Raw genomic sequence first — 22271 nt, 5'->3', positions numbered from 1 at the left:
TTATTAAGTATATTAGGGGGCTCATATTAATCTTTAAATTAATTTTTATAAACATGAGTAAAAGAGACGAATTAATAGCTAAATATGCAGCCGATTTAAAAGATAAATTAGGTGTAAATGCAGATATGGATTTACTGACAAAAGTAACTATTGGCTGTGGACCATCTATTTATAATGCGGATGCAGCAACGGTTTCAGGTTCAGATGCATCGGAATTAGCAACGGTAAAAAACAATTTCTTAATTAAAAAACTTGGATTAAAAGATAGCCCGGAATTAGATAAAGGAATTGAAATAGTTATGGAACAATACGGTAAATCCAACCGTAATAAGTACAGAGCTGTTGTATATTATCTATTAACTAAACATTTCAAAAAGGAATCTGTTTACTAGATCTTCATAACATATGTAAAACGCCACTTCTTCAAGTGGCTTTTTTTATACCTAAATTTAAAATATTGAGGATATTTCTAAATCCATAAAAACAGATACACAAGATATCTCATAAAATAGTACCTTTGTCACATGATAAAAATTGGAGAATACAATACATTAGAAATCCTTCGCGAAACCGAACCAGGATTATTTTTGGAAGACGCGGATGGAAATGAGGTTTTACTGCCAAACCGCTATGTCCCGAAAGAATTTAAAATTTGGGATAAACTGGATGTATTTGTGTATTTAGATAACGAAGAACGTCTAGTTGCCGTTACCGATAAGCCGTATATTCAACGTGGTGAATTTGCTGTATTACGTTGTAATGCCGTTACCGAACATGGTGCTTTTTTAGACTGGGGAATGGTTAAAGAGTTATTCTGTCCATTTAGAGAACAGGCCTTTAGTATGAAAAAAGGCGGCTGGTATTTGGTGTATTGCTTTCTTGATGAAACGTCTAATCGTTTAGTTGCCTCTAGTAAAACCAATCAGTTTTTAAATAATAAAGAATTAACGGTTGAAGCTTTTCAAGAAGTGGATTTAATAGTTTCGCATCCATCTGATATTGGTATGAATGTGATAGTGAATAAAAAACATCAAGGCTTAATTTTTAACGATGATATTTTTCAAGACCTTTCCATTGGCGACCGCTTAAAAGGCTATGTTAAGAAAATCCGACCTGATAATAAACTGGACATTGGTTTAGGTAAAATGGGTTACCGAAGTATTGAACCGAATGCGGATTTAATAATGAAGGTACTGGAAGACCATGGTGGTTATTTAAACCTTACAGACAAATCTGATCCAGATACTATAAAAAATGCGCTTCAAATGAGTAAAAAAAGCTTTAAGAAAGCTATTGGAACCTTATACAGACAAAAATTGATTGAAATTAAAGATGATGGGATTTATTTGGTAGAATAGGAATCCTCTAGTATATCTTACAATTTGAAACTATTATAAAAAAGTCATCAACAGCGATTTAGGAGTTGATGACTTTTGTTTTTTTTTAGTTGCTTGAAAGTCTATTTAATTAAACATTTCCCAATTCAATAACTAGGTTATCAAGTCAGCAAAATTTAAGTCTTGATTCTTATTTTTATTACAATTTCAATTTCTTCTTTAAATCGTTAGTAACAGCGTCTTTATGCACCATGACTGAAATGGTTTTTAAACGCATAAAAGCATCACTCATATATATATAACCGTTATTGGCTACGCGACTTTCATCTGTTCCCCAAGAATTTTTTACCTTATAATATAAGGTGCCATTTTGATCTTTTAGCATACCAGTAATATGCATCAAATGATCGTCTGTTGTAGCGTAGTTTTCAAATTCTTGTTGTCTGTATTCTGGAGTAATTGTTTTTTCCGGACGTACGCTAATAATAGCTTCAGCAGCGGTTGCATCATCTTTAGGAATTACCGCAATACCGTGTTTAGCAGAAAATGTTTTTTCACTCACATCACAATCTAATTCAACCGTAAAACCATTTTCTAAAGCGTGATTAATGGTGGACATCAGTTCATCTAATTGCACATTATAAAAACTACCATTGGAGAAATTATCGGGAATATTTAAAATGAATTGGGAGTAAAACGGCTTGTGTGTAAATGAGGTTATGCTTACATAATTATCAGGATTAATTTGCGTCATTGCCTGAAACGATTTTGGTGTATATTCCACACCTTCATATGTAAAGGAGGTAATATCTTTTCCTAAATAGGTATCCAAAGTACTATTTACAACTGCTTGCCATTTAGGTGATAATCGTCTTCCTGGATTTTCAATATAAACATCCAACATGCCATTTAAAACGGCTACCATTTCAGCATGATTGTGTCCAGTTGCCCCAGTTTCCATGCCACTATAAACGGATTGTGGTACCAAACCATAATCGCGAATACTGTTCATAACATCATGAGCCAAACCACCTTCACTAAATTGTGCTTTTCCTTGACGCATAACATAATTCCATGCTTTTTTAGGATAGGTGTGACGGACTTGAAACATTTCAGAAATATCAATTTGTTTTCCCGTTAACCGCATGATTTCACTTTCTAAAAATGAGGATGTTGAAAAACTCCAACATGTTCCCGTATTTCCTTGACTAATCACATCGGTGGCATCTAAATCGATTACCGATTCAAAGGTGTAACTTTGTGAAAAACTGGTTGTGATTGTAAAAAGAAAGGCGAATAAAAACAGAATATTTCTCATGGTACTGAATTGTTAGATAAATAATAATTATTTTTGACAAAAATAAAGAAAATGAGTGTATCAAACTGGAAAACGGTTAAGGAATATGAAGACATCACCTATCAGAAATCTGATGGTGTGGCACGCATAGCTTTTAATAGACCAAATGTTCGAAATGCCTTTCGCCCAAAAACGACTAGTGAATTATATGATGCGTTTTATGATGCACATGAAGATGTGAATATTGGGGTCGTATTATTATCAGCTGAGGGGCCTTCAACCAAAGATGGTGTTTATAGTTTTTGTTCAGGAGGCGATCAAACAGCACGTGGTCATCAAGGTTATGTTGGTGATGATGGTTATCATAGACTTAATATTCTGGAGGTACAACGTTTAATTCGTTTTATGCCAAAAGCCGTTATTGCCGTTGTTCCGGGATGGGCAGTTGGTGGTGGACATAGTTTACATGTAGTTTGCGATTTAACATTAGCTAGTAAAGAACACGCTATTTTTAAGCAAACGGATGCCGATGTTACCAGTTTTGATGGTGGTTACGGATCTGCTTATTTAGCTAAAATGGTTGGACAGAAAAAGGCGCGTGAAATTTTCTTTTTAGGTAGAAACTATTCGGCACAAGAAGCTTTTGATATGGGCATGGTAAATGCAGTTATTCCACATGACGAATTGGAATCTACGGCCTATGAGTGGGCTCAAGAAATTTTAGCCAAATCGCCAACATCTATAAAAATGCTCAAATTTGCTATGAATTTAACAGACGATGGTATGGTTGGTCAGCAAGTTTTTGCTGGAGAAGCTACGCGTTTAGCCTATATGACAGACGAAGCCAAAGAAGGTCGTGATGCCTTTTTAGAAAAACGTAAGCCTAATTTTCCAAAAAAATGGATTCCTTAAATACAGTCTATGCCATCAATAAAACATTGGGTTTCAGCAGCAAGATTGCGCACCTTACCATTATCCATTTCAGGAATTATTCTTGCTACAAGTTTTGCAGCCTATAATGGATATGTAAATTGGTATATTTTTGTTTTAGCACTTTTAACAACGGTTGCACTACAAGTGCTATCCAACTTTGCTAATGATTATGGCGACGGTGTTAAAGGTACCGATAATGATGAACGTGTAGGTCCAAAACGTGCTTTGCAAAGTGGAAATGTATCTGCAGACCAAATGTTTATGGCTATAAAAATTAATATTTTAGTCATTATAGCTTTAGTTGTCACTTTACTTTTTTGCGCTTTTGGTATGCGTCATTTTTTATATACCATGCTATTTTTAGCCTTGGGAGCACTTTCAGTTTATGCGGCAATTAATTATACCGTTGGCGATTCTGCTTATGGTTACAAAGGTCTAGGTGATGTATTTGTATTTATATTCTTCGGATTAGTAAGTGGTTTAGGCACGTATTTTCTATACACCTTAAAAATAGATCACGTTATTATTTTGCCGGCTTTTACCATTGGTTTATTGAGTGTGGCGGTTTTGAACTTAAATAATATGCGCGATATTATTTCGGATGAAAAATCAAATAAAATTACGTTAGCCGTAAAGCTCGGTTTTGAAAATGCCAAACGCTATCATTATATTTTAATTTGTGGTGCTATTCTTCTTTCCGCCATATTTGCAGTTTTGTATTATGTTTCACCATATAATTTAATGTTTATGGTTATGTATATTCCACTGGTGAAGCATTTATTCTATGTTAGAAAAACGACTAACCCTTCCTTACTAGATTCAGAATTAAAAAAAGTGGCTATTTCTACATTTCTACTCGCCATTTTAATGGGAGTGGGCTATATTATTTAGTAGATTTTATGGCTATCACTTCATAAAATTGTTTTAGATTTTGTATTTTTCAATACCGAATTTAAAACCCTCTTTCAATGAAAATTACATTTTACGGTCATGCCAGTTTAGGAATAGAAGTAGATGGTGTTCATATTCTTGTGGACCCTTTTATTACGGGTAATGAGAACGCCAAACATATAGATATTAGCACCTTAAAAGCGGATTATATTTTATTAACTCATGCACACCAAGATCATATTTTGGATGTGGAAGCGATTGCTAAAAATACAGATGCCGTTATTGTTTCCAATTTTGAAATTGTAACCCATTTTCAAAATAAAGGGTTGGAAGGACATCCTATGAATCATGGAGGTTCTTGGGACTTCGAATTTGGTGTTGTGAAATATGTAAATGCTATTCATACCTCGTCGTTTCCTGATGGCAGCTATGGTGGACAACCAGGAGGTTTTGTTATTGAAGGCGAACATAAAAACATCTACATTGCTGGAGATACAGCATTAACCATGGATATGAAACTCATTCCACTACGTACCAAGTTAGATTTAGCCATTTTACCAATTGGCGATAATTTTACCATGGGAATTGATGATGCTATTTTAGCCAGTGATTTTGTGCAATGTGATAAAGTGTTAGGCTACCATTTTGATACCTTCGGATATATAGAAATTGATCATGAAGTTGCAAAACGCAAATTTTTTGAAAAAGATAAAGATTTAATGTTATTGAAAATTGGCGATAGTTTGGAATTGTAATTAAAAAACGTATTCAAAACTGTAACAAACCTAAAAAGTGCTTGTCTTTAAGGATATATTAATCAAAATACGCATTATGAATTCCTTTTTAAAAAGTGCGTCTCCAATTATCACTATTTTTTTTATTACCCTTTTTTTAAGTGCCCACTTGGTTGTTGGACAAAATAAAACCTTTAGCGTTAAAACGTTTGACAAAGTTATTATCAGTCCACATATAGAAGTTGTTTTTAAAACTGGTGATAAGGAAGAAGTGGTTATTGAAATGATAAGCGAACCTTTAGAGGAAATTAATGTAGAAGTTAAAAACAAAACACTGCAAGTTTATTTGGATGATGCTAAAATCATCACCGAAAACGATAAAGAAAAAAGCACCAAACACAGAACGGTTGAGGCTTATAAAGGAACCGTGGCAAGAGCAACTATTTACTATAAAAAAGTAAAATCGTTTTCTTTAAGAGGCGAAGAGCGTTTTAATTTTGAAGATGCCATCATATCCGATAAAATTGTCTTTAGTATCTATGGTGAATCTCAAGTAACCATGAAAGACGTAACCTTAAAAGATTTAAAAGTATCCATATATGGCGAAAGTTATTTAGTTATTGAAAAGGGTAGTATTGAAAACCAAAAAATAATTGGTTATGGTGAAAGTACGGTCGATTTTTCACAGGTAAATAATAAGGAAACCAAAATAACGGCTTATGGCGATGGCAGTTATCAATGCAATGTGTCTGATAAGCTTAAAATAAGGTCCTACGGCGAACCAACAATTACCTATAAAGGAAGTGTTAGAGTAGAAAACGGCTTATCATTTGGTGACGTGGAAATTGTAAAAATAGATTAATTTAACGTACAGCACTTCTTAAGGTATACCAATGCAGAAATTTTGGAAAGAAACGTTTTAAAAAAACGCCTAACACTTCTTTTTTACCAATATAAACTTCAAATTTATTTTTATAAACGGCTTTCAGCATGCGTTCAGTAAAAACGTCTGCTGGAAGCCCTTTTTCTGTAGCTGTATCTTGGGTGTTTTGTTGCTCACCATTGCCAATTAAGGCATGGCGTGCAATATCAGTATTTACAAAACCTGGACAAATTAAAGTGACAGATATTCCTTCTTTTTCATGTTCTAATCGTAAGGCATCAAAAAAGCCATGAAGCGCATGTTTGGCTCCACAATATCCTGACCGGTAAGGCGATGCGAACTTCCCCATTAAACTCGTTACGGTTACAAACTGTCCAGATTTCTGATGCACAAAATAGGGTAGCAATGCTTTTGTAAGGGCTACAGTTCCTAAATAATCTACTTCCATCAGTTTTTTATCAACAGCAATATCGGTTTCAATAATGAGCGACCGTTGACTAATGCCACCATTATTTATTAAAATATCAATCGTGCCAAAACTGCCGATGGCACTTTCAACAATTGGTAACATATTATTATAATCGGCTAAATCAAAAGGCACACAGGCAATATTTTCGGGATTGGGTTGCGCATTTTTTACGTTTTCCAAATCTGTTAAACGTCGGGATGAAATAATAAGTTGGCATTTCTGTTTTGCCAAACTAGCAACCAAAGCTTTACCAATTCCGCTGGAAGCTCCCGTAATCCATATAACTTTGTTGTTGAAATTCATAAAAATGCTCGCCAAAACGGGTGTCTCTTTATTTAAAACTAATCTTCTTTAAGCTGCGACTGCGACTGCGACTGCGACTGCGGCTGCAAACTACTCTCCAGCCACTCCCGACGTAAATCATCACTCAATTTTCCGGTTCCATCATGCGTCCAACCCGGTGGTTTCACTAAATAGAGAAACCGATTTTTTAAAGATTTTCTACCGAAAAAAACATCTTTTAGCATATTTCGCCATTCTATAAAAGCAATTTTTACGGGATTATACGTGTTAATATTAACAACCAAACCATAAATAACTCTTTCCTCTTTTAATTCAGGTTGGAACGTACCAAATAACTTATCCCAAATAATTAGAATACCTGCATGATTTCTATCTAAATACAACGGATTACTGCCATGATGAACCCGATGATGAGATGGTGTATTAAATACGGCTTCAAACCACTTAGGCATTTTATCAATAGCTTCGGTATGAATCCAAAATTGATATAACAAACTAATAGACATTTGTAATAAAATCATGGCAGGATGAAAACCCAATAAAGGCATCCAAAGCCAAAAAACGAACGAATAAAATCCGCCAGACCATGTTTGGCGTAAAGCAGTACTTAAATTATATTTTTGCGATGAGTGATGCACCACATGTGATGCCCAAAACAAACGACTTTCATGAGAAATACGATGAAACCAATAATAAGAGAAATCATCCGCAAAGAAAATTAATACAAAACTCCACCAAGCTACAGGAATAGTAAACAATCGGAAGTTGTCATATATCCAAAAGAAGACCAAAAGCACAATAGCTTTGCTTAAAAAATTCAAGAAAACATTACCCAATCCCATAGCAATAGACGATAAGGCATCTTTTGTTTCATAGGTCCTAATCTGTTGTTTGGTAGTAACATACATTTCAAGCAACATTGCTAAAACAAAAAACGGAATGGCAAATACAATAATGTTTGGAAATTCAGGCATTAGGATTGTTTTATGTTGTCTAAAATACAAAATAAATTGAGTACTTTTGAATACTATATGAAAGCATCTTATCATAAATATATTCTTAATTTTAAGCAGCCAAGTGGTACGTCTCGAGGGGTTTTAAAAACGAAGGAAACTTGGTTTATTATTCTAGAACATGAAGGAAAACAAGGGATTGGTGAATGTGGTATTTTACGCGGTTTAAGCGCGGATGATGTTCCTAATTATGAAGAACAATTACAATGGACGTGCAAAAACATCCATTTAGGTCTCGCCGTTTTATATACTAAATTAAAAACTTTCCCAAGTATTCAATTTGGTTTGGAAATGGCTTTTAAATCTTTGGATGCTAAAACACCTTTCGATTTATTTCCTTCACAATTTACTCAAAACAATAAATCTATTCCTATTAATGGTTTGATTTGGATGGGAACAGATGCTTTTATGAAGCAGCAAATTCAAGATAAAATTGAAGCAGGTTTTACCTGTATTAAAATGAAAATTGGTGCGATTGATTTTGAAACGGAGATTGGTTTGCTGAAGTCTATTCGGAATGAATTTTCAGCTAATGATATTGAATTACGCGTGGATGCCAATGGCGCTTTTTCTGAAACCGATGTGTTAGAAAAACTAAAACGTCTATCCGATTTAAATTTACACTCTATTGAGCAACCAATAAAAGCGGGCCAAATAGAAGCTATGGCAAAATTATGTTTGAAAACTCCTCTTCCAATTGCTTTAGATGAAGAATTAATTGGCGTTTTCGAAAATTCAGACAAGGCATTCCTTTTAAATCACATTAAACCGCAATACATTATTTTAAAACCGAGTTTTGTAGGAGGCTGGAAAGGGAGTCAAGAGTGGATTCAACAGGCCGAAAGCAATCAAATTGGTTGGTGGATAACAAGTGCTTTGGAAAGTAATGTAGGTTTGAATGCTATTGCCCAATGGACATATACTTTAAACGCAAATATGCCTCAAGGTTTAGGAACAGGAAGTTTATTTACTAATAATTTTGAGAGTCCTTTAACTATAAACACAGGTTCTTTATTTTATGATAATAACAAGTTATGGCACTTCAATATAAGCGCTACAACTAGCAATTAATTTAAGTTTAACACGAACACAATTATAAAACATGTACATAGCACAAGCATTTAAAGGTCTGCACGAATGGTGGCGATATATTATTGGAATCCTCATTATTTTTCTAGCGGTCGTGATAGGACAAATGCCATTTACCTTGGCTGTTTTATTTAAAACCGTTTCCGATGGTGGTAATGCTTTTGGCATGACGGAAGCGCAAATGATGACAGTATTGGAACCAAATTTAAATCTGTTCCTCATGTTGCTATCTTTTGCAGCTGGTTTGGTAGGGGTTTTTATTGTGGCTAAATATCTTCATAAACAATCCATCGTTTCTTTAACAACTGCGCGTGATAAAATTGACTGGAAGCGTTTTTGGTTCGCTTTTATTTTATGGGGATTTGTATCTACTAGTTTTATTTTTTTAGATTATTTTTTGTCGCCGGAAGATTATGTTTTAAACTTTAAACTCGTCCCATTTATCATTCTATGTGTTATAGCAATTGCACTAATTCCACTTCAAACGAGTTTTGAAGAGTACTTATTTCGTGGGTATTTAATGCAAGGTATGGGTGTTATTACTAAAAATAAATGGGTGCCGTTGTTAACCACATCCGTGGTATTTGGACTTTTACATATAGCTAACCCGGAAGTTAAACAATTAGGCTACATCGTCATGGTTTATTATATAGGCACAGGTTTGTTTTTAGGTATTTCAACATTAATGGATGAAGGTTTAGAATTAGCTTTAGGGTTTCATGCCGCCAATAATTTGTTTACAGCTTTATTGGTAACTGCAGATTGGACAGCACTGCAAACACATTCCGTATTTAAAGACACATCATTACCTGGAGCAGCTGGTTTTATGGACGTGTTTATGCCTGTTTTTGTAATTTTTCCAGTTGTACTTTTTGTGTTTTCAAAAAAATATAATTGGAACAATTGGAAAGAAAAATTGTTTGGTACTGTTGAAGCTCCAATAATAGAATCTGAAAATATAACAAACAACTAATTAATCATGACACCAACATTTGATAAAGTTCACAATCATTTTCAACTAAATGGTATTCATTATAATCGTGAAGGTTTAAAGGAAGTCGCTTATAGTTTCATCAAGGAAGGTGACGATTTTGAAATAGCTATTGGCGAATTTTTAGCAGATTGGTTGGATTCAAATGAAACACTTACGGTACAAACATCAGGTTCTACTGGAACACCTAAAACTATTGGTGTTAGTAAACAAGCTATGGTGCATTCAGCACTTACCACAGGTAATTTTTTCGAATTGCAACCAAAAGATCGCGCACTTTTATGTTTGCCTGCCGGAACGATAGCCGGAAAAATGATGTTAATTCGTGCTTTGATGTTGGGTTTACATTTAGATAGTATTCCACCAAAAAAAATACTAGAAATTAATCCGCGTAAAACATACCAATTTGCTGCTATGATTCCCATGCAATTGCAAAAGAATCTGGCTAAAGTTGCCAAAATAAAAACCATCATTGTTGGTGGAGCTCCGGTTTCAAAAGATTTAAAAAAGATTATTCAGACTATAAAACCAACAGTTTATGAAACCTATGGTATGACTGAAACCGTTAGCCATATTGCCGTAAAGCAACTTAATAATTTTTCTGAAGAAACACCGAAACCGTATTTTCAAGTATTACCCGGCGTTATAATTTCACAAGATAATCGTGAATGTTTGGTTATTGATGCTAAAAACATTTCCGAAGCCATAATTGTTACGAATGATGTGGTTAAAATTCAAGACAAATCCACATTTGAATGGTTAGGACGTATAGATCATGTTATTAATTCTGGAGGTGTCAAAGTCCATCCCGAAGTAATTGAAAATACACTGACAGCTCATTTAGATGATCGATTTTTTATTGCTTCACAACCTGATAACGAGTTAGGCGAACGTGTTATTTTAGTTATTGAGGGTGAAGAGAAAACCATAAAACAAGACGTCTTTACAGGATTACAGAAACATGAAATCCCTAAAGATATTTTCTTTGTAAATCATTTTCAAGAAACCCATTCTGGAAAAATACAGCGAAAAAAGACACTTGCCTCAATCAAATAACCCATTCACGAATTCCTAGTTTTTATTATGACCATTGTGTTTTAGGTTTACCTAGAATTTAAAACACAAAACCATGAAAAATCTATTACTAATTGTATGTGTGGCCTTTATAAGTTTGCAAATACACGGGCAAAAGAAAACAATCTCGGGAACTATTACAGATGAAAACGGACTGCCATTACCTGGTGTGAATATTATAGTTAAAGGAACTTCAGATGGTACTCAAACCAATTTTGACGGATTATATACCATTCAAGCCATTGAAGGCGCTACTATATCCTATTCATTTATCGGTTATATAACTGCAGAACGAAAAATCAAGAAAAACACAAACACTATTTCCTTCGCCATGCAAGTGGATTCTGAATCATTGGAAGAAGTTGTTGTGACTGCTTTAGGTATCAAACGAAAAGCTACAAGAAGAACGATGTCTTACCAGCGTGTTCGTACGGAACAACTATCACAAAGTTCCAACCCAAATATAGTTCAGTCTTTGTCAGGAAAAGTATCAGGATTACAAATAAACACTAACAATAATGGTGTTAACCAAAGCACTCGAATTGTTTTACGAGGCAATCGCTCGGTAACGGGAAACAATCAAGCGCTTATTGTAATTGATGGCAATGTAGTTTCGGCGGAAACTTTATCAAAAATAAAACCTAAAGATATTGCGAGTACAAATGTTATAAAAGGTGCAGGTGGTAGCGCTTTGTATGGTTCCCAAGGTTCAAATGGTGTTATTATTGTAACAACAAAAGGGAGTAATTATAAACTACCTAAAGAAGTCAAACATCATATAATTCAACCGAATACGTATGATAATAATGATATTTACGAAGAAATTGTTGAAAACACCTTCGAAAATGTGAAAACAAAACCGTTGTCAACGTTTTCAATAGATGTTGACAAAGCATCTTACAGTAACATCAGACGGATGATTAATAATGGACAAGAAATTCCAGCGAATTCAGTTAAAATTGAAGAAATGGTAAATTATTTTGACTATGATTATCCGGAACCAACAGGTAAACATCCATTTTCCATAAACACCGAACAAATTCAAACGCCTTGGAATACAGATACGCAATTAGTACGTGTTGGTTTACAAGGAAAAACGTATGAAAATGACCAATTACCAGCATCCAATTTAACTTTTTTAATTGATGTATCAGGTTCTATGGGAAATGCGAATAAATTGCCTTTATTGAAATCAGCTTATAAATTATTGGTGAACCAATTACGTCCTCAAGACTATGTTTCTATAGTTGTTTACGCTGGAGCAGCTGGTGTGGTTTTAGAACCAACATCTGGCATTGAGAAAGAGAAAATTATAGCAGCTTTAGATAAGTTGCAATCTGGAGGCTCTACAGCTGGTGGACAAGGTATTGAGTTGGCTTATAGTTTGGCGGAAAAGAACTTTAAGAAAAACGGTAATAATCGCGTAATTCTAGCAACAGATGGTGATTTTAATGTGGGCGCTTCTTCCGATAAAGATATGGAAAAACTAATTGAAGACAAGCGCAAAACAGGTGTGTTCCTATCCGTTTTAGGGTTTGGATATGGGAATTACAAAGATTCAAAATTAGAAACATTAGCAGATAAAGGCAACGGAAACCATGCCTATATTGATACGATGCAGGAAGCACAAAAAGTTTTTGGAAAGGAATTTGGCGGAACCTTATTTACGATTGCTAAGGATGTAAAAATTCAAGTAGAATTCAATCCTGCGGTTGTTCAAGCCTACCGATTAATAGGTTATGAAAACCGGTTGTTAGCTGATGAAGATTTTATTGATGATACCAAAGATGCTGGTGAATTAGGCAGTGGACATACCGTAACGGCTTTATATGAAGTTATTCCAGTTGGTGTGAAAAGCCATTATTTAAAAGATATTTCTGATTTAAAATATACCAAAAATGAAAATGCGTCTAGTTTCTCTGATGAACTATTCACCGTGAAATTCCGATACAAAAAACCAGAAGGTGATAAAAGTATCGAGATGGTTCATGTGCATGAAAATAAAGTTGAAAACGCATCAGTTGATATGAAATTTGCTTCAGCTGTTGCGTTATACGGTATGCAATTGCGTCATTCAGAATATGATAATAATTCCAAATTGAATGATGTATTGGATTTAGCAAAACAGGGTAGAGGCCAGGATGGGAATGGTTACCGTTCCGAGTTTGTTCGATTGGTAAATGCATATAATAGTCTGTGATAATTTTATGGTATAATTAAAAAATAAATAAAGAGCGCTTAAGAAATTAAGCGTTCTTTTTTGTTGAAATTTTATAGAATGCAAAAGCTGCTAATAAACCAATAAAAGAAAAAATAGCCATGGTCATAAAAACATGTCTATGTCCTAAAACGCCAGGTGATGCATCCAATAAATATCCAATTATAGGACCAGCAAAGATATCAGGTGTGTAGCCAATTATAGATATAAAACCAACAGCAGTACCAGTGAGCGCCAATGGTATTTTAGCTTCTTCCAACGTAGCAAAATATAATACGCGTGCGGAATATACACCAATGGCCATGATAATAATAGATAAAACAAATAGGATTGTTTCATTACTATTTATGAAGGTCGTCGAAAAAATTAAACTTGTACAAAGCATCAATAGAAATCCAATAACAATCCAAAAAGAGGCTCGTGTTTTATCTGCTAATAAACCAATGGTAACACCTATAATTGGTCGCATGTATAAAAGGTACGTTCCAACTTGAGCCGAATCGATATCGTCGTATTTCATCACGTCTTTTGCATATAGGCTAAAAACGTCTGTCATTTTATATCCAAAATAAGCACATAAAATAATTATCATGAGCAACCAAACACTTGGATATTTCATAATTACTTTAAAGTTTTGAAGTGTTAGTTTTTGGGAAATTTTGCTGTTTTGTTCTGAATAAGTATCATTTTTAAGAAAGAAATAAACTAAAACTCCAATTACTGAAACTATTAAAGATATAGCAATTATTACCATTCTAAAAGCACTTTGTCTTTCACTTAAGCTTGTGTCATTAATATTGGATGTTAAAAAGAATGAAAACAACAATACTCCTAAAGTACCAAATAGGGCAGCTGTTAAACCACGACCACCATCCAAAAAACCAAATGCAATACCTTGATTATTGGTGCCTCCCCAAATTCGAGTTGCTTTAATCATGGCAGCCCAGAATAAAAATATGGTAGTAAATCCCCAGAAACCGTAAAGGACATGGAGTAAAAATAGAGACGGATAAGAAGCAAGATAAAATCCGCCAAGAGCTGTGAGAAATAAGGCCACAGCCATAAGTTTATTCGGTTTAAACTTATCGGCTAATGGACCACCAAAAAGATAAGAAACGAATGCCACAATGCCGTAAACCGAAAAACAACTCCCCAATTGCGTATTGTTGATTGCGAAGACTTCTAAAAAAGTAGGTCTAAATATGCGTGCTAAAACAAAGGGTAAAACAAAAACAGCTTCACCAGCTAATATTAGTAAGATGATAGTAAAGGCTGATGAAGCTGATTGTTTTTTAAACATTATACCTGTAATACGCCCATGTTAAATGGCTTTTCAATAGGCGCATGGTTTGCCGCTTCTATTCCCATACTAATCCATTTTCGGGTATCTAAAGGATCTATAATGGCGTCTGTCCAAATGCGCGACGCTGCATAATAAGGAGATACTTGTTTGTCGTAACGGTCTTTAATTTTTTTGAAGAGTTCATCTTCTTTATCTTGCGTTATTTCTTCACCTTTCTTTTTAAGCGATGCTTTTTCTATTTGTAATAAGACTTTAGCAGCACTATTTCCACTCATTACGGCAAGTTCAGCACTTGGCCAAGCCACAATTAAACGTGGGTCATACGCTTTTCCACACATGGCATAATTACCAGCACCATAACTGTTTCCTAAAATAATGGTGAATTTGGGAACCACACTATTACTAACAGCATTTACCATTTTAGCACCATCTTTTATAATCCCACCATGTTCACTCTTACTACCAACCATAAAACCAGTAACATCCTGTAAAAATATTAAAGGAATTTTCTTCTGATTACAATTAGCAATAAAACGGGTAGACTTATCAGCCGAATCATTATAAATTACACCACCAAACTGCATTTCGCCCTTGGCAGTTTTCACCAGTTTACGTTGGTTGGCAACAATACCAACAGCCCAGCCGTCAATACGTGCGTAACAGGTAATAATGGTTTGGCCGTATCCGGCTTTGTATTCTTCAAATTCACTATTATCAACCAAACGCTTGATAATTTCGTACATATCATATTGATCAGCACGCGATTTTGGAATAATTCCGTAAATATCTTCTTGGTTTTCTTTCGGTTTTTTAGCATCAGCACGATTAAATCCTGCTTTATCATAATCGCCAATTTTATCAACAATGTTTTTAATTTTATCTAAAGCATCTTTGTCATCTTTTGCTTTATAATCCGTTACACCAGAAATTTCGCAGTGTGTTGTTGCGCCACCAAGTGTTTCGTTATCTATAGTTTCTCCTATTGCGGCTTTCACTAAATAACTACCAGCTAAAAAGATGCTTCCGGTTTTATCTACTATCAAGGCTTCATCGCTCATAATCGGTAAATAGGCACCACCAGCAACACAACTTCCCATAACCGCAGCAATTTGTGTAATTCCCATGCTACTCATTATAGCGTTGTTTCTAAAAATACGACCAAAGTGTTCCTTGTCAGGGAATATTTCATCTTGTAATGGCAGGTAAACACCAGCTGAATCCACTAAATATATAATAGGTAATCTGTTTTCTATAGCAATTTCTTGAGCGCGTAAATTCTTTTTAGCCGTTATTGGAAACCAAGCTCCAGCTTTAACCGTGGCATCATTAGCAACAACCAAACATTGTTTACCTTTTACATAACCCATTTTTACAACCACCCCAGCGGATGGACATCCTCCGTGCTCTTCATACATATCGTCTCCCGCGAAAGCAGCAATTTCAATGGCTGGTTTTTTAGCGTCTAATAAATAATCAATACGCTCTCTTGCTGTTAATTTGCCTTTAGCATGTTGCTTTTCTATGCTTTTTTTTCCACCACCAAGTTTTACATAGGTGAGACGTTTTTTTAGTTCGGAAACAAGCAATTTATTATGATCTTCGTTTTTATTGAAGTTGATATCCATAGAATTTTTTCTTTGCTACGAATTTACGAAAGTAGATTTAGGTTTGAAAGTGATTATTTTGTTAAATAACATTACATGGAAATAGTTTCCTTGGAAACTAATTTATAGTTTCGTATATTTGCTGTCTAATATTAAAACCATTAAAATGAAAAAGGATAAAATTATTTATTACGTTGCTACTGGACTACTGTCTATTTTATTATTGTATTCTGCAGGCATGTATTTTTTTATGTATGATGATGTAGCTACTATGTTTACCAATTTTGGATATCCAACCTATTTAATTTATCCGTATGCGGTAATTAAGTTGCTGGGATTAATTGCATTATGGACACCAAGTTTAACAACCATAAAAGAATGGGCGTATGCAGGTTACTTTTATGCATTTATTTTGGCGTTTTTTGCGCATTACATGATAGGTGACGGCGAACAAGTAGCGGCCGTACTAGCAATTATTCTATTGGTGGTGTCGTATATATTTAACAAAAGACTACAAAATTAACATGAAAAAAATTATTGCATTTGCCGGAAGTAACAGTAAGAAATCCATTAACAAACAGTTAGTGGAATACACAGCGGGTTTAATAGAAGACGCCAATTTTGAAGTAACTGTTTTAGATTTAAACGATTTTGAAATGCCGCTTTTTGGTGTTGATTTGGAAGCTCGAGATGGTCATCCGGATTCAGCTAAAAATTTATTCAATCACATCCAAAATTCCGATGGTTTATTAATATCATTAGCAGAACATAATGGGGCTTACAGTACGGTATTTAAAAATGCTTTCGATTGGATGTCACGAATTAATCCAAAAACATTTGCTAATAAGCCTATGTTTTTAATGGCAGCATCACCAGGCGGTAGAGGAGGTGCATCTGTTTTAGCCATTGCTAAAGATCGTTTTCCAAGACATGAAGCGCACATTATAGCAGAATTTTCTTTACCCATGTTTGGAACCAATTTTCAAGGCGGAAAACTAATTGAAGAAGCCCTAAACTTGGAATTAAAAAATAAAGTTGAATTATTTAAAAACGAGATTAATCATGGAAGTTAAACATAAAAAACAAGATAAAAGCGGCAAATTTTATATTGAAATAGATGGCGAGCAAAAAGCCGAAATGACATATAGATTTCAGTCTGATGATGTTATTGATATCAATCATACCGAAGTAGATGCCTCGTTAAGCGGTCAAGGTGTTGGTTATAAACTTATTGATGCCGCTGTTGCATTCATGCGTGAAAATAATTTAAAAGCGGTAGCTAGTTGTTCCTATGCGCAACACGTTTTTAAAAAGAAACAAGAAGATTATAGAGATATTATTTATGATAAAAATTCATAGATTTTAAATTTGAGATAATGGGAAATATAACTGATGATGTCAATTCACGTTTTGAAAATAATAAAGTCAAAGCTTTAATAAATATCCTGTTTACAGCCGGTTGGATTACCAATAAACAGAATGCTTTTTTTAAGCCTTTTGGTATTTCACCACAGCAGTATAATATATTACGAATTTTAAAAGGTGCAGGAGAACCTTTAAAGGCGCAAACTGTTAAGGATCGGATGATTGAACGCGCACCAAATGCTACACGACTTATGGATAAACTATCGGCAAAACTCCTGATAGAGCGTATGCCATGTGATTATGATAGACGAGTAGTTTATATTCATATTACAAAAGAAGGATTGGCACTCATTCAAGAAATTTCTGCCGATTTGAATCTGGATTTTTTAGAAAATCTTACAGAGGATGAAGCGGGACATTTAAGTGATTTACTAGATAAATTACGATAGCATATTTTTCAATTTAATATTTAATAATGTCCTTCCTTTGGTTGGATTAAAAAATTAAAACCACTCACTTTCGTGGGCACTAAAATGAAAACACTTCTACATAAAGCCGAAAACAGAGGGTTTGCCAATCATGGTTGGTTGCAAGCAAATCACTCATTTAGTTTTGCTAACTATTATAATAAAGATAACATGCAATATGGCGCTTTACGCGTTTTAAATGATGACGTTATTGCGCCTAAAATGGGATTTGGAACACATCCACATGAAAACATGGAAATTATTACCATTCCTTTAAGTGGTGTTTTAAAACATCGGGACAACATGAAGGAAGACTGGCAATCGGTTTTGCCTGGCGAAGTTCAAGTAATGAGTGCTGGAACTGGCGTGCATCATTCTGAAATAAATGGGTCCAATGATGAACATTTAAGTTTGTTTCAAATATGGGTAATTCCCAACAAGCAAAATGTAGAACCACGTTATGGACAAAAGGCGTTTAATGAATTAGATAGGAAAAATGCGCTACAAACATTAGTAACATCGGTTGATGCTAATCATGAAGGTAGTTTAAAAATTCATCAAGATGCCATTATTTCAAGAATGGATTTAGATGGAGACAAAACATTTGAATATCAACTAAAAAGTGAAAATCATGGGGTGTATATTATGAATATTTTTGGAAATGTAACCATTGAAAAAGAAACATTGGAAACTAGAGATGCTATGGGTATTTCAGAAACGGATACGTTTTTAATTCAAGCAAATAAAGATTCGGGATTACTATTTATCGAGGTTCCAATATGATAATTTTCATGAAATAATAGAATTAAAAAGCAGCTTAAAGGCTGCTTTTTCTGTTAAAAATCACGATATTTGTATTTGCTAACTTTTAAATAAAATAACAAATTATGGCAATGAATAAAAATACGGTTTTAGCTTGGGCGACTGCCATTATGATTTTCGTAGGATTGGCATTAATAGCACTTGGTGCATTTAGATATGATGATGTAGCAGGTTGGGGATTTGCAGCTGTTGGAATCGGTTTTTTCGCAATCGCTTGGGTTTTCAATGCTTTGAAAGGGCGCGTTTAGTCTGTATTCAAGCTCCTTATAGAGTCCTATTTAAATTATAACATTATAAAAACATAACTCAATAACAGAACAATATTATGAGTGACGATAAAAAAGTAATCTTTTCCATGTCTGGTTTAACCAAGACATTTCCAGGTGCCAACACACCTGTGTTAAAAAACATTTATTTAAGTTTTTTCTATGGCGCAAAAATTGGAATTCTAGGTCTTAATGGGTCTGGAAAATCCACCTTATTAAAAATTATTGCAGGTCAAGATAAAAACTACCAAGGTGATGTTACCTTTCTTCAAGATTATTCAGTGGGCTATTTAGAGCAAGAACCTCAATTGGATGATGAGAAAACGGTTATGGAAGTTGTTCGTGAAGGCGCAGCCGAAATTGTAGCTATTTTGGACGAGTATAATAAAATTAATGATATGTTTGGTCTGGAGGAAGTATATTCAGATGCCGATAAAATGGAAAAGCTAATGAATCGTCAGGCTATTCTTCAAGATCAAATTGATGCATCAGATGCTTGGGAATTAGACACTAAATTAGAAATAGCCATGGATGCGTTGCGAACGCCAGATGGCGATAAAAAGATTGGCATTCTTTCAGGAGGTGAGCGCCGTCGTGTAGCCTTATGTCGCTTATTATTGCAAGAACCTGACGTATTATTATTAGATGAGCCAACCAACCACTTAGATGCGGAGTCTGTACATTGGTTAGAGCATCATTTAGCGCAGTATAAAGGAACTGTAATTGCCGTTACGCACGATAGATACTTTTTGGATAATGTAGCTGGATGGATTTTGGAATTAGATAGAGGGGAAGGTATTCCATGGAAAGGAAATTATTCATCGTGGTTAGACCAGAAATCAAAACGAATGGCTCAAGAAAGTAAAGTAGCTTCTAAACGTCAGAAAACGTTGGAACGTGAGCTAGAATGGGTACGTCAAGGCGCTAAAGGTCGTCAAACCAAACAAAAAGCGCGTTTAAATAACTACGATAAATTAATGAGTCAGGACCAAAAACAATTGGATGAGAAATTAGAAATTTACATTCCTAATGGTCCACGTTTAGGAACCAATGTTATTGAAGCCAAAGGCGTGAGTAAGGGTTATGATGATAAATTATTATACGAAGATTTAAATTTCAATTTACCACAAGCAGGAATCGTTGGAATTATTGGTCCAAATGGTGCAGGTAAAACCACGATTTTTAAAATGATTATGGGTGAAATTGAACCTGATAAAGGCGAATTTGTAGTGGGTGAAACAGCAAAAATTGCTTACGTGGATCAAAGTCATTCTAATATAGACCCAGAAAAAACCATTTGGCAGAATTTTAGTGATGAACAGGATTTAATAATGATGGGAGGAAAAGAAGTTAACTCTAGAGCCTATTTGAGTCGTTTTAATTTTTCAGGTGGTGAACAAAATAAAAAAGTGAAATTATTATCTGGTGGTGAACGTAACCGTTTGCACTTAGCCATGACATTAAAAGAAGAAGGTAACGTTTTATTATTGGATGAGCCTACAAACGACTTGGACGTAAATACATTACGTGCATTAGAAGAAGGTTTAGAAAACTTTGCAGGTTGTGCCGTCGTAATTAGTCACGACCGTTGGTTTTTAGATAGAATTTGTACGCACATTTTAGCGTTTGAAGGCAATAGTGAAGTCTACTTTTTTGAAGGTAGTTTTAGCGATTACGAAGAAAATAAGAAAGAACGTTTGGGTGGCGATATGATGCCAAAACGTATTAAGTATAAAAAATTAGTTCGCTAATTGTTTAAAAAAAAGCCTCGTAATTACGAGGCTTTTTTTTTAGTATTTGTTATTCGGATTCATACATATGCCCGGAATCCATTTTGAAATTATCAACTTCTATTTTCTTTTAAGGCGCTTAAATTTTTTTCAAATTTATCATTGGCTTTTTTCCATCGCTTTTCTGGAGAAATAGTATATAACCCAATTTTCGTTTTAAAAGCAATCATTAAAACAAAAAAATTAAAAATGACCATGTAAATAAGTATTTCCATTACTGTAACTTAATGGTTATTATACATGTGTCCTTCGGTAAAATCCTTATAAGGTTTATTAATATCTTCATCTATAGATGGTGAAGATTTGCTTAAACGCTCATTTTCTTTTTTTAAAATTATTGATTTTCTAACACCTAATATGAGTAGGATTAAAAAGAATACAACAGTAATAGCAAGTATTTTTACAATGCTAATTTGTTCCATTAAAACAAAACTGTGGTACAGATAGGTAGTACATTTAAGAAACATAGTAGGTAATAGATTGGGTTAATAGCTAGTCAAATATAAAATATTTTTTTGACTAATCAACTAAAAATGAAAATATTGTGATTATTTATACCAATCTAATTGAATCACTTCAATGGACTTGTTTTGGTCGTTAATACGTTTTTTAAAACTTTCTACATTGCTAAATCCGTCAGTGCCACGATAGTGATATGGCAAAATGGTTTTTGGTTGAAAAGCTAAAACAGCATCAGCCGCAGCTTCAATTGGCATGGTGTAGGGTAAATTCATACAAACCAAAGCAATATCAATATTTTTCAGATTACGCATTTCAGGAATATCTTCTGTATCACCAGAAATATATATGCGCGTCTTGTTTATAGCTAAAATATAGCCATTTCCACGTCCTTTAGGGTGAAATTTTAAAGCCTCTTCTCTTAAGTTATACATGGGAATTGCTTCAATATACATTGCCGTTTTGTTCAAGAAATCATCTTTTTTCTGACCATTTTCCAGAACATTAAAATTGGCCAGTAAAGATTCCGGTAATTTATCTTTAACAGCTTGAGGACCTATTATAATGGTGTTTGTGGTATTGATTGCTTCTAAAGTTTTAATATCCAAATGATCCCCATGAATATCTGTGATTAAAATAAAAGATGGACTCTTAAAATCTGCATATCGAACTACTTCACCAACAGGATCCACATAAATTGAGGTGTCATGGAAAGTAATAACCATGCTGGCATGTTCAATGGGTGTTATTTTGATATCAGATTCAACGTAATAATTAGGTGTATCCGTTTTTGATGGTACCTTAACCTTTGTTTCGGTTTTTATTTCAGTTTCTTTCAAGATAGGCGCTGTTTGTTCTTTATCCGATTTACAAGCATAAAATAAAATGGTAAGGAAAAAGATTGAAAGATATTTAGTTTTCATATTAGACCGTATTAGAAAATAAAGATACGATTATTATAAA

General features: G+C 34.2%; 24 protein-coding genes. 17 read left to right on the top strand and 7 right to left on the bottom strand.

The features are described 5' to 3' along the window. Window positions 1–53: 53 nt before the first annotated feature. On the top strand, window positions 54–392 hold the full coding sequence (locus tag ACN0QX_RS04245; RefSeq protein WP_248399961.1) for a DUF2853 family protein: 339 nt from the start codon (window positions 54–56) through the stop codon (window positions 390–392). A 132-nt stretch (window positions 393–524) separates the two neighbouring features. Further along, entirely contained in the window at window positions 525–1358 is an 834-nt protein-coding gene (locus ACN0QX_RS04240; protein WP_417195662.1) for a S1 RNA-binding domain-containing protein, read from the top strand. 178 nt (window positions 1359–1536) lie between these two features. Here the strand turns inward: ACN0QX_RS04240 and ACN0QX_RS04235 are convergent, their stop codons facing one another. After that, on the bottom strand, window positions 1537–2655 hold the full coding sequence (locus ACN0QX_RS04235; RefSeq protein ID WP_417195661.1) for a C1 family peptidase: 1119 nt from the start codon (window positions 2653–2655) through the stop codon (window positions 1537–1539). A 51-nt stretch (window positions 2656–2706) separates the two neighbouring features. Between ACN0QX_RS04235 and ACN0QX_RS04230 the strand changes: the two genes are divergently transcribed. The 4 genes from ACN0QX_RS04230 to ACN0QX_RS04215 all read left to right on the top strand — a co-directional run bounded on the left by ACN0QX_RS04230 (window position 2707) and on the right by ACN0QX_RS04215 (window position 6054). Further along, complete coding sequence (locus ACN0QX_RS04230) at window positions 2707–3546, top strand: 1,4-dihydroxy-2-naphthoyl-CoA synthase (protein WP_417195660.1); 840 nt, start codon at window positions 2707–2709, stop codon at window positions 3544–3546. Window positions 3547–3555: 9 nt separating this feature from the next. Next, window positions 3556–4458, top strand: a complete 903-nt coding sequence (gene menA / locus ACN0QX_RS04225; RefSeq protein ID WP_376859459.1) for a 1,4-dihydroxy-2-naphthoate octaprenyltransferase — start codon at window positions 3556–3558, stop codon at window positions 4456–4458. 77 nt (window positions 4459–4535) lie between these two features. Then, window positions 4536–5213: a metal-dependent hydrolase gene (locus ACN0QX_RS04220; protein ID WP_248399953.1), complete on the top strand. Its 678-nt coding sequence runs from the start codon at window positions 4536–4538 to the stop codon at window positions 5211–5213. Window positions 5214–5289: 76 nt separating this feature from the next. Continuing rightward, window positions 5290–6054 carry a head GIN domain-containing protein gene (locus ACN0QX_RS04215; protein WP_417195659.1) on the top strand — a complete coding sequence of 255 codons (765 nt, stop codon included), beginning with the start codon at window positions 5290–5292 and terminating at the stop codon, window positions 6052–6054. Between the two features lies 1 nt (window position 6055). On the opposite strand, the gene ACN0QX_RS04210 is transcribed toward ACN0QX_RS04215, so the two are convergent. Beyond that, entirely contained in the window at window positions 6056–6847 is a 792-nt protein-coding gene (locus ACN0QX_RS04210) for an SDR family oxidoreductase (RefSeq protein ID WP_417195658.1), read from the bottom strand. A gap of 38 nt (window positions 6848–6885) precedes the next feature. Next, complete coding sequence (locus ACN0QX_RS04205; RefSeq protein WP_417195657.1) at window positions 6886–7821, bottom strand: sterol desaturase family protein; 936 nt, start codon at window positions 7819–7821, stop codon at window positions 6886–6888. Window positions 7822–7878: 57 nt separating this feature from the next. On the opposite strand from ACN0QX_RS04205, the gene ACN0QX_RS04200 reads away from it, so the two are divergent. From ACN0QX_RS04200 to ACN0QX_RS04185, 4 genes are all read left to right on the top strand, one after another. Beyond that, the gene (locus ACN0QX_RS04200; protein WP_417195684.1) at window positions 7879–8931 is read left to right on the top strand and encodes an o-succinylbenzoate synthase; all 1053 of its coding nucleotides are present in this window, start codon (window positions 7879–7881) and stop codon (window positions 8929–8931) included. Between the two features lie 31 nt (window positions 8932–8962). Further along, window positions 8963–9922 carry a CPBP family intramembrane glutamic endopeptidase gene (locus tag ACN0QX_RS04195; RefSeq protein ID WP_417195656.1) on the top strand — a complete coding sequence of 320 codons (960 nt, stop codon included), beginning with the start codon at window positions 8963–8965 and terminating at the stop codon, window positions 9920–9922. A gap of 6 nt (window positions 9923–9928) precedes the next feature. Next, the gene (locus ACN0QX_RS04190) at window positions 9929–10996 is read left to right on the top strand and encodes an AMP-binding protein (RefSeq protein ID WP_417195655.1); all 1068 of its coding nucleotides are present in this window, start codon (window positions 9929–9931) and stop codon (window positions 10994–10996) included. 73 nt (window positions 10997–11069) lie between these two features. Next, on the top strand, window positions 11070–13214 hold the full coding sequence (locus ACN0QX_RS04185) for a YfbK domain-containing protein (RefSeq protein ID WP_417195654.1): 2145 nt from the start codon (window positions 11070–11072) through the stop codon (window positions 13212–13214). A 46-nt stretch (window positions 13215–13260) separates the two neighbouring features. Here the strand turns inward: ACN0QX_RS04185 and ACN0QX_RS04180 are convergent, their stop codons facing one another. Next, the gene (locus tag ACN0QX_RS04180; RefSeq protein ID WP_417195653.1) at window positions 13261–14532 is read right to left on the bottom strand and encodes an MFS transporter; all 1272 of its coding nucleotides are present in this window, start codon (window positions 14530–14532) and stop codon (window positions 13261–13263) included. Continuing rightward, window positions 14532–16160 carry an acyl-CoA carboxylase subunit beta gene (locus ACN0QX_RS04175; RefSeq protein WP_248399937.1) on the bottom strand — a complete coding sequence of 543 codons (1629 nt, stop codon included), beginning with the start codon at window positions 16158–16160 and terminating at the stop codon, window positions 14532–14534. Before ACN0QX_RS04175 ends, ACN0QX_RS04180 begins: the two co-directional genes overlap by 1 nt. 145 nt (window positions 16161–16305) lie before the next feature. On the opposite strand from ACN0QX_RS04175, the gene ACN0QX_RS04170 reads away from it, so the two are divergent. From ACN0QX_RS04170 to ettA, 7 genes are all read left to right on the top strand, one after another. Next, window positions 16306–16662 carry a DoxX family protein gene (locus tag ACN0QX_RS04170; RefSeq protein WP_376859477.1) on the top strand — a complete coding sequence of 119 codons (357 nt, stop codon included), beginning with the start codon at window positions 16306–16308 and terminating at the stop codon, window positions 16660–16662. A gap of 1 nt (window position 16663) precedes the next feature. After that, window positions 16664–17212, top strand: coding sequence for an NADPH-dependent FMN reductase (locus tag ACN0QX_RS04165; RefSeq protein ID WP_248399933.1), 549 nt, complete (start codon window positions 16664–16666; stop codon window positions 17210–17212). Continuing rightward, window positions 17202–17498 carry a GNAT family N-acetyltransferase gene (locus ACN0QX_RS04160; protein WP_248399931.1) on the top strand — a complete coding sequence of 99 codons (297 nt, stop codon included), beginning with the start codon at window positions 17202–17204 and terminating at the stop codon, window positions 17496–17498. The genes ACN0QX_RS04165 and ACN0QX_RS04160 overlap by 11 nt, the downstream gene beginning before the upstream one ends. 17 nt (window positions 17499–17515) lie before the next feature. Beyond that, window positions 17516–17953 carry a MarR family winged helix-turn-helix transcriptional regulator gene (locus ACN0QX_RS04155; RefSeq protein ID WP_417195652.1) on the top strand — a complete coding sequence of 146 codons (438 nt, stop codon included), beginning with the start codon at window positions 17516–17518 and terminating at the stop codon, window positions 17951–17953. Window positions 17954–18037: 84 nt separating this feature from the next. Then, entirely contained in the window at window positions 18038–18754 is a 717-nt protein-coding gene (locus ACN0QX_RS04150; protein ID WP_417195651.1) for a pirin family protein, read from the top strand. A gap of 104 nt (window positions 18755–18858) precedes the next feature. Continuing rightward, the gene (locus ACN0QX_RS04145; protein WP_066256404.1) at window positions 18859–19041 is read left to right on the top strand and encodes a CAL67264 family membrane protein; all 183 of its coding nucleotides are present in this window, start codon (window positions 18859–18861) and stop codon (window positions 19039–19041) included. 77 nt (window positions 19042–19118) lie between these two features. Next, window positions 19119–20810, top strand: a complete 1692-nt coding sequence (ettA, locus tag ACN0QX_RS04140; protein WP_417195650.1) for an energy-dependent translational throttle protein EttA — start codon at window positions 19119–19121, stop codon at window positions 20808–20810. A gap of 263 nt (window positions 20811–21073) precedes the next feature. Here ettA and ACN0QX_RS04135 read toward each other — a convergent pair whose 3' ends face one another. Next, entirely contained in the window at window positions 21074–21271 is a 198-nt protein-coding gene (locus ACN0QX_RS04135; protein WP_248399923.1) for a hypothetical protein, read from the bottom strand. Window positions 21272–21397: 126 nt separating this feature from the next. Further along, the gene (locus tag ACN0QX_RS04130; RefSeq protein WP_417195649.1) at window positions 21398–22231 is read right to left on the bottom strand and encodes an MBL fold metallo-hydrolase; all 834 of its coding nucleotides are present in this window, start codon (window positions 22229–22231) and stop codon (window positions 21398–21400) included. Window positions 22232–22271: the final 40 nt, after the last annotated feature.

This window comes from Bizionia sp., from assembly GCF_048259285.1.
Classification (GTDB): domain Bacteria; phylum Bacteroidota; class Bacteroidia; order Flavobacteriales; family Flavobacteriaceae; genus Algorimicrobium; species Algorimicrobium hallyeonense.
Note: the sequence above shows the minus strand (reverse complement) of the source record. Positions and strands in the feature narration are given on the sequence as shown.

Excerpts from the sequence above, each read along its gene's own strand:
- ACN0QX_RS04245 (WP_248399961.1), top strand. The coding sequence starts at position 54 with ATGAGTAAAAGAGACGAATTAATAGCTAAATATGCAGCCGATTTAAAA.
- ACN0QX_RS04240 (WP_417195662.1), top strand. The coding sequence starts at position 525 with ATGATAAAAATTGGAGAATACAATACATTAGAAATCCTTCGCGAAACC.
- ACN0QX_RS04235 (WP_417195661.1), bottom strand. The coding sequence starts at position 2,655 with ATGAGAAATATTCTGTTTTTATTCGCCTTTCTTTTTACAATCACAACC.
- ACN0QX_RS04230 (WP_417195660.1), top strand. The coding sequence starts at position 2,707 with ATGAGTGTATCAAACTGGAAAACGGTTAAGGAATATGAAGACATCACC.
- menA (WP_376859459.1), top strand. The coding sequence starts at position 3,556 with ATGCCATCAATAAAACATTGGGTTTCAGCAGCAAGATTGCGCACCTTA.
- ACN0QX_RS04220 (WP_248399953.1), top strand. The coding sequence starts at position 4,536 with ATGAAAATTACATTTTACGGTCATGCCAGTTTAGGAATAGAAGTAGAT.
- ACN0QX_RS04215 (WP_417195659.1), top strand. The coding sequence starts at position 5,290 with ATGAATTCCTTTTTAAAAAGTGCGTCTCCAATTATCACTATTTTTTTT.
- ACN0QX_RS04210 (WP_417195658.1), bottom strand. The coding sequence starts at position 6,847 with ATGAATTTCAACAACAAAGTTATATGGATTACGGGAGCTTCCAGCGGA.
- ACN0QX_RS04205 (WP_417195657.1), bottom strand. The coding sequence starts at position 7,821 with ATGCCTGAATTTCCAAACATTATTGTATTTGCCATTCCGTTTTTTGTT.
- ACN0QX_RS04200 (WP_417195684.1), top strand. The coding sequence starts at position 7,879 with ATGAAAGCATCTTATCATAAATATATTCTTAATTTTAAGCAGCCAAGT.
- ACN0QX_RS04195 (WP_417195656.1), top strand. The coding sequence starts at position 8,963 with ATGTACATAGCACAAGCATTTAAAGGTCTGCACGAATGGTGGCGATAT.
- ACN0QX_RS04190 (WP_417195655.1), top strand. The coding sequence starts at position 9,929 with ATGACACCAACATTTGATAAAGTTCACAATCATTTTCAACTAAATGGT.
- ACN0QX_RS04185 (WP_417195654.1), top strand. The coding sequence starts at position 11,070 with ATGAAAAATCTATTACTAATTGTATGTGTGGCCTTTATAAGTTTGCAA.
- ACN0QX_RS04180 (WP_417195653.1), bottom strand. The coding sequence starts at position 14,532 with ATGTTTAAAAAACAATCAGCTTCATCAGCCTTTACTATCATCTTACTA.
- ACN0QX_RS04175 (WP_248399937.1), bottom strand. The coding sequence starts at position 16,160 with ATGGATATCAACTTCAATAAAAACGAAGATCATAATAAATTGCTTGTT.
- ACN0QX_RS04170 (WP_376859477.1), top strand. The coding sequence starts at position 16,306 with ATGAAAAAGGATAAAATTATTTATTACGTTGCTACTGGACTACTGTCT.
- ACN0QX_RS04165 (WP_248399933.1), top strand. The coding sequence starts at position 16,664 with ATGAAAAAAATTATTGCATTTGCCGGAAGTAACAGTAAGAAATCCATT.
- ACN0QX_RS04160 (WP_248399931.1), top strand. The coding sequence starts at position 17,202 with ATGGAAGTTAAACATAAAAAACAAGATAAAAGCGGCAAATTTTATATT.
- ACN0QX_RS04155 (WP_417195652.1), top strand. The coding sequence starts at position 17,516 with ATGGGAAATATAACTGATGATGTCAATTCACGTTTTGAAAATAATAAA.
- ACN0QX_RS04150 (WP_417195651.1), top strand. The coding sequence starts at position 18,038 with ATGAAAACACTTCTACATAAAGCCGAAAACAGAGGGTTTGCCAATCAT.
- ACN0QX_RS04145 (WP_066256404.1), top strand. The coding sequence starts at position 18,859 with ATGGCAATGAATAAAAATACGGTTTTAGCTTGGGCGACTGCCATTATG.
- ettA (WP_417195650.1), top strand. The coding sequence starts at position 19,119 with ATGAGTGACGATAAAAAAGTAATCTTTTCCATGTCTGGTTTAACCAAG.
- ACN0QX_RS04135 (WP_248399923.1), bottom strand. The coding sequence starts at position 21,271 with ATGGAACAAATTAGCATTGTAAAAATACTTGCTATTACTGTTGTATTC.
- ACN0QX_RS04130 (WP_417195649.1), bottom strand. The coding sequence starts at position 22,231 with ATGAAAACTAAATATCTTTCAATCTTTTTCCTTACCATTTTATTTTAT.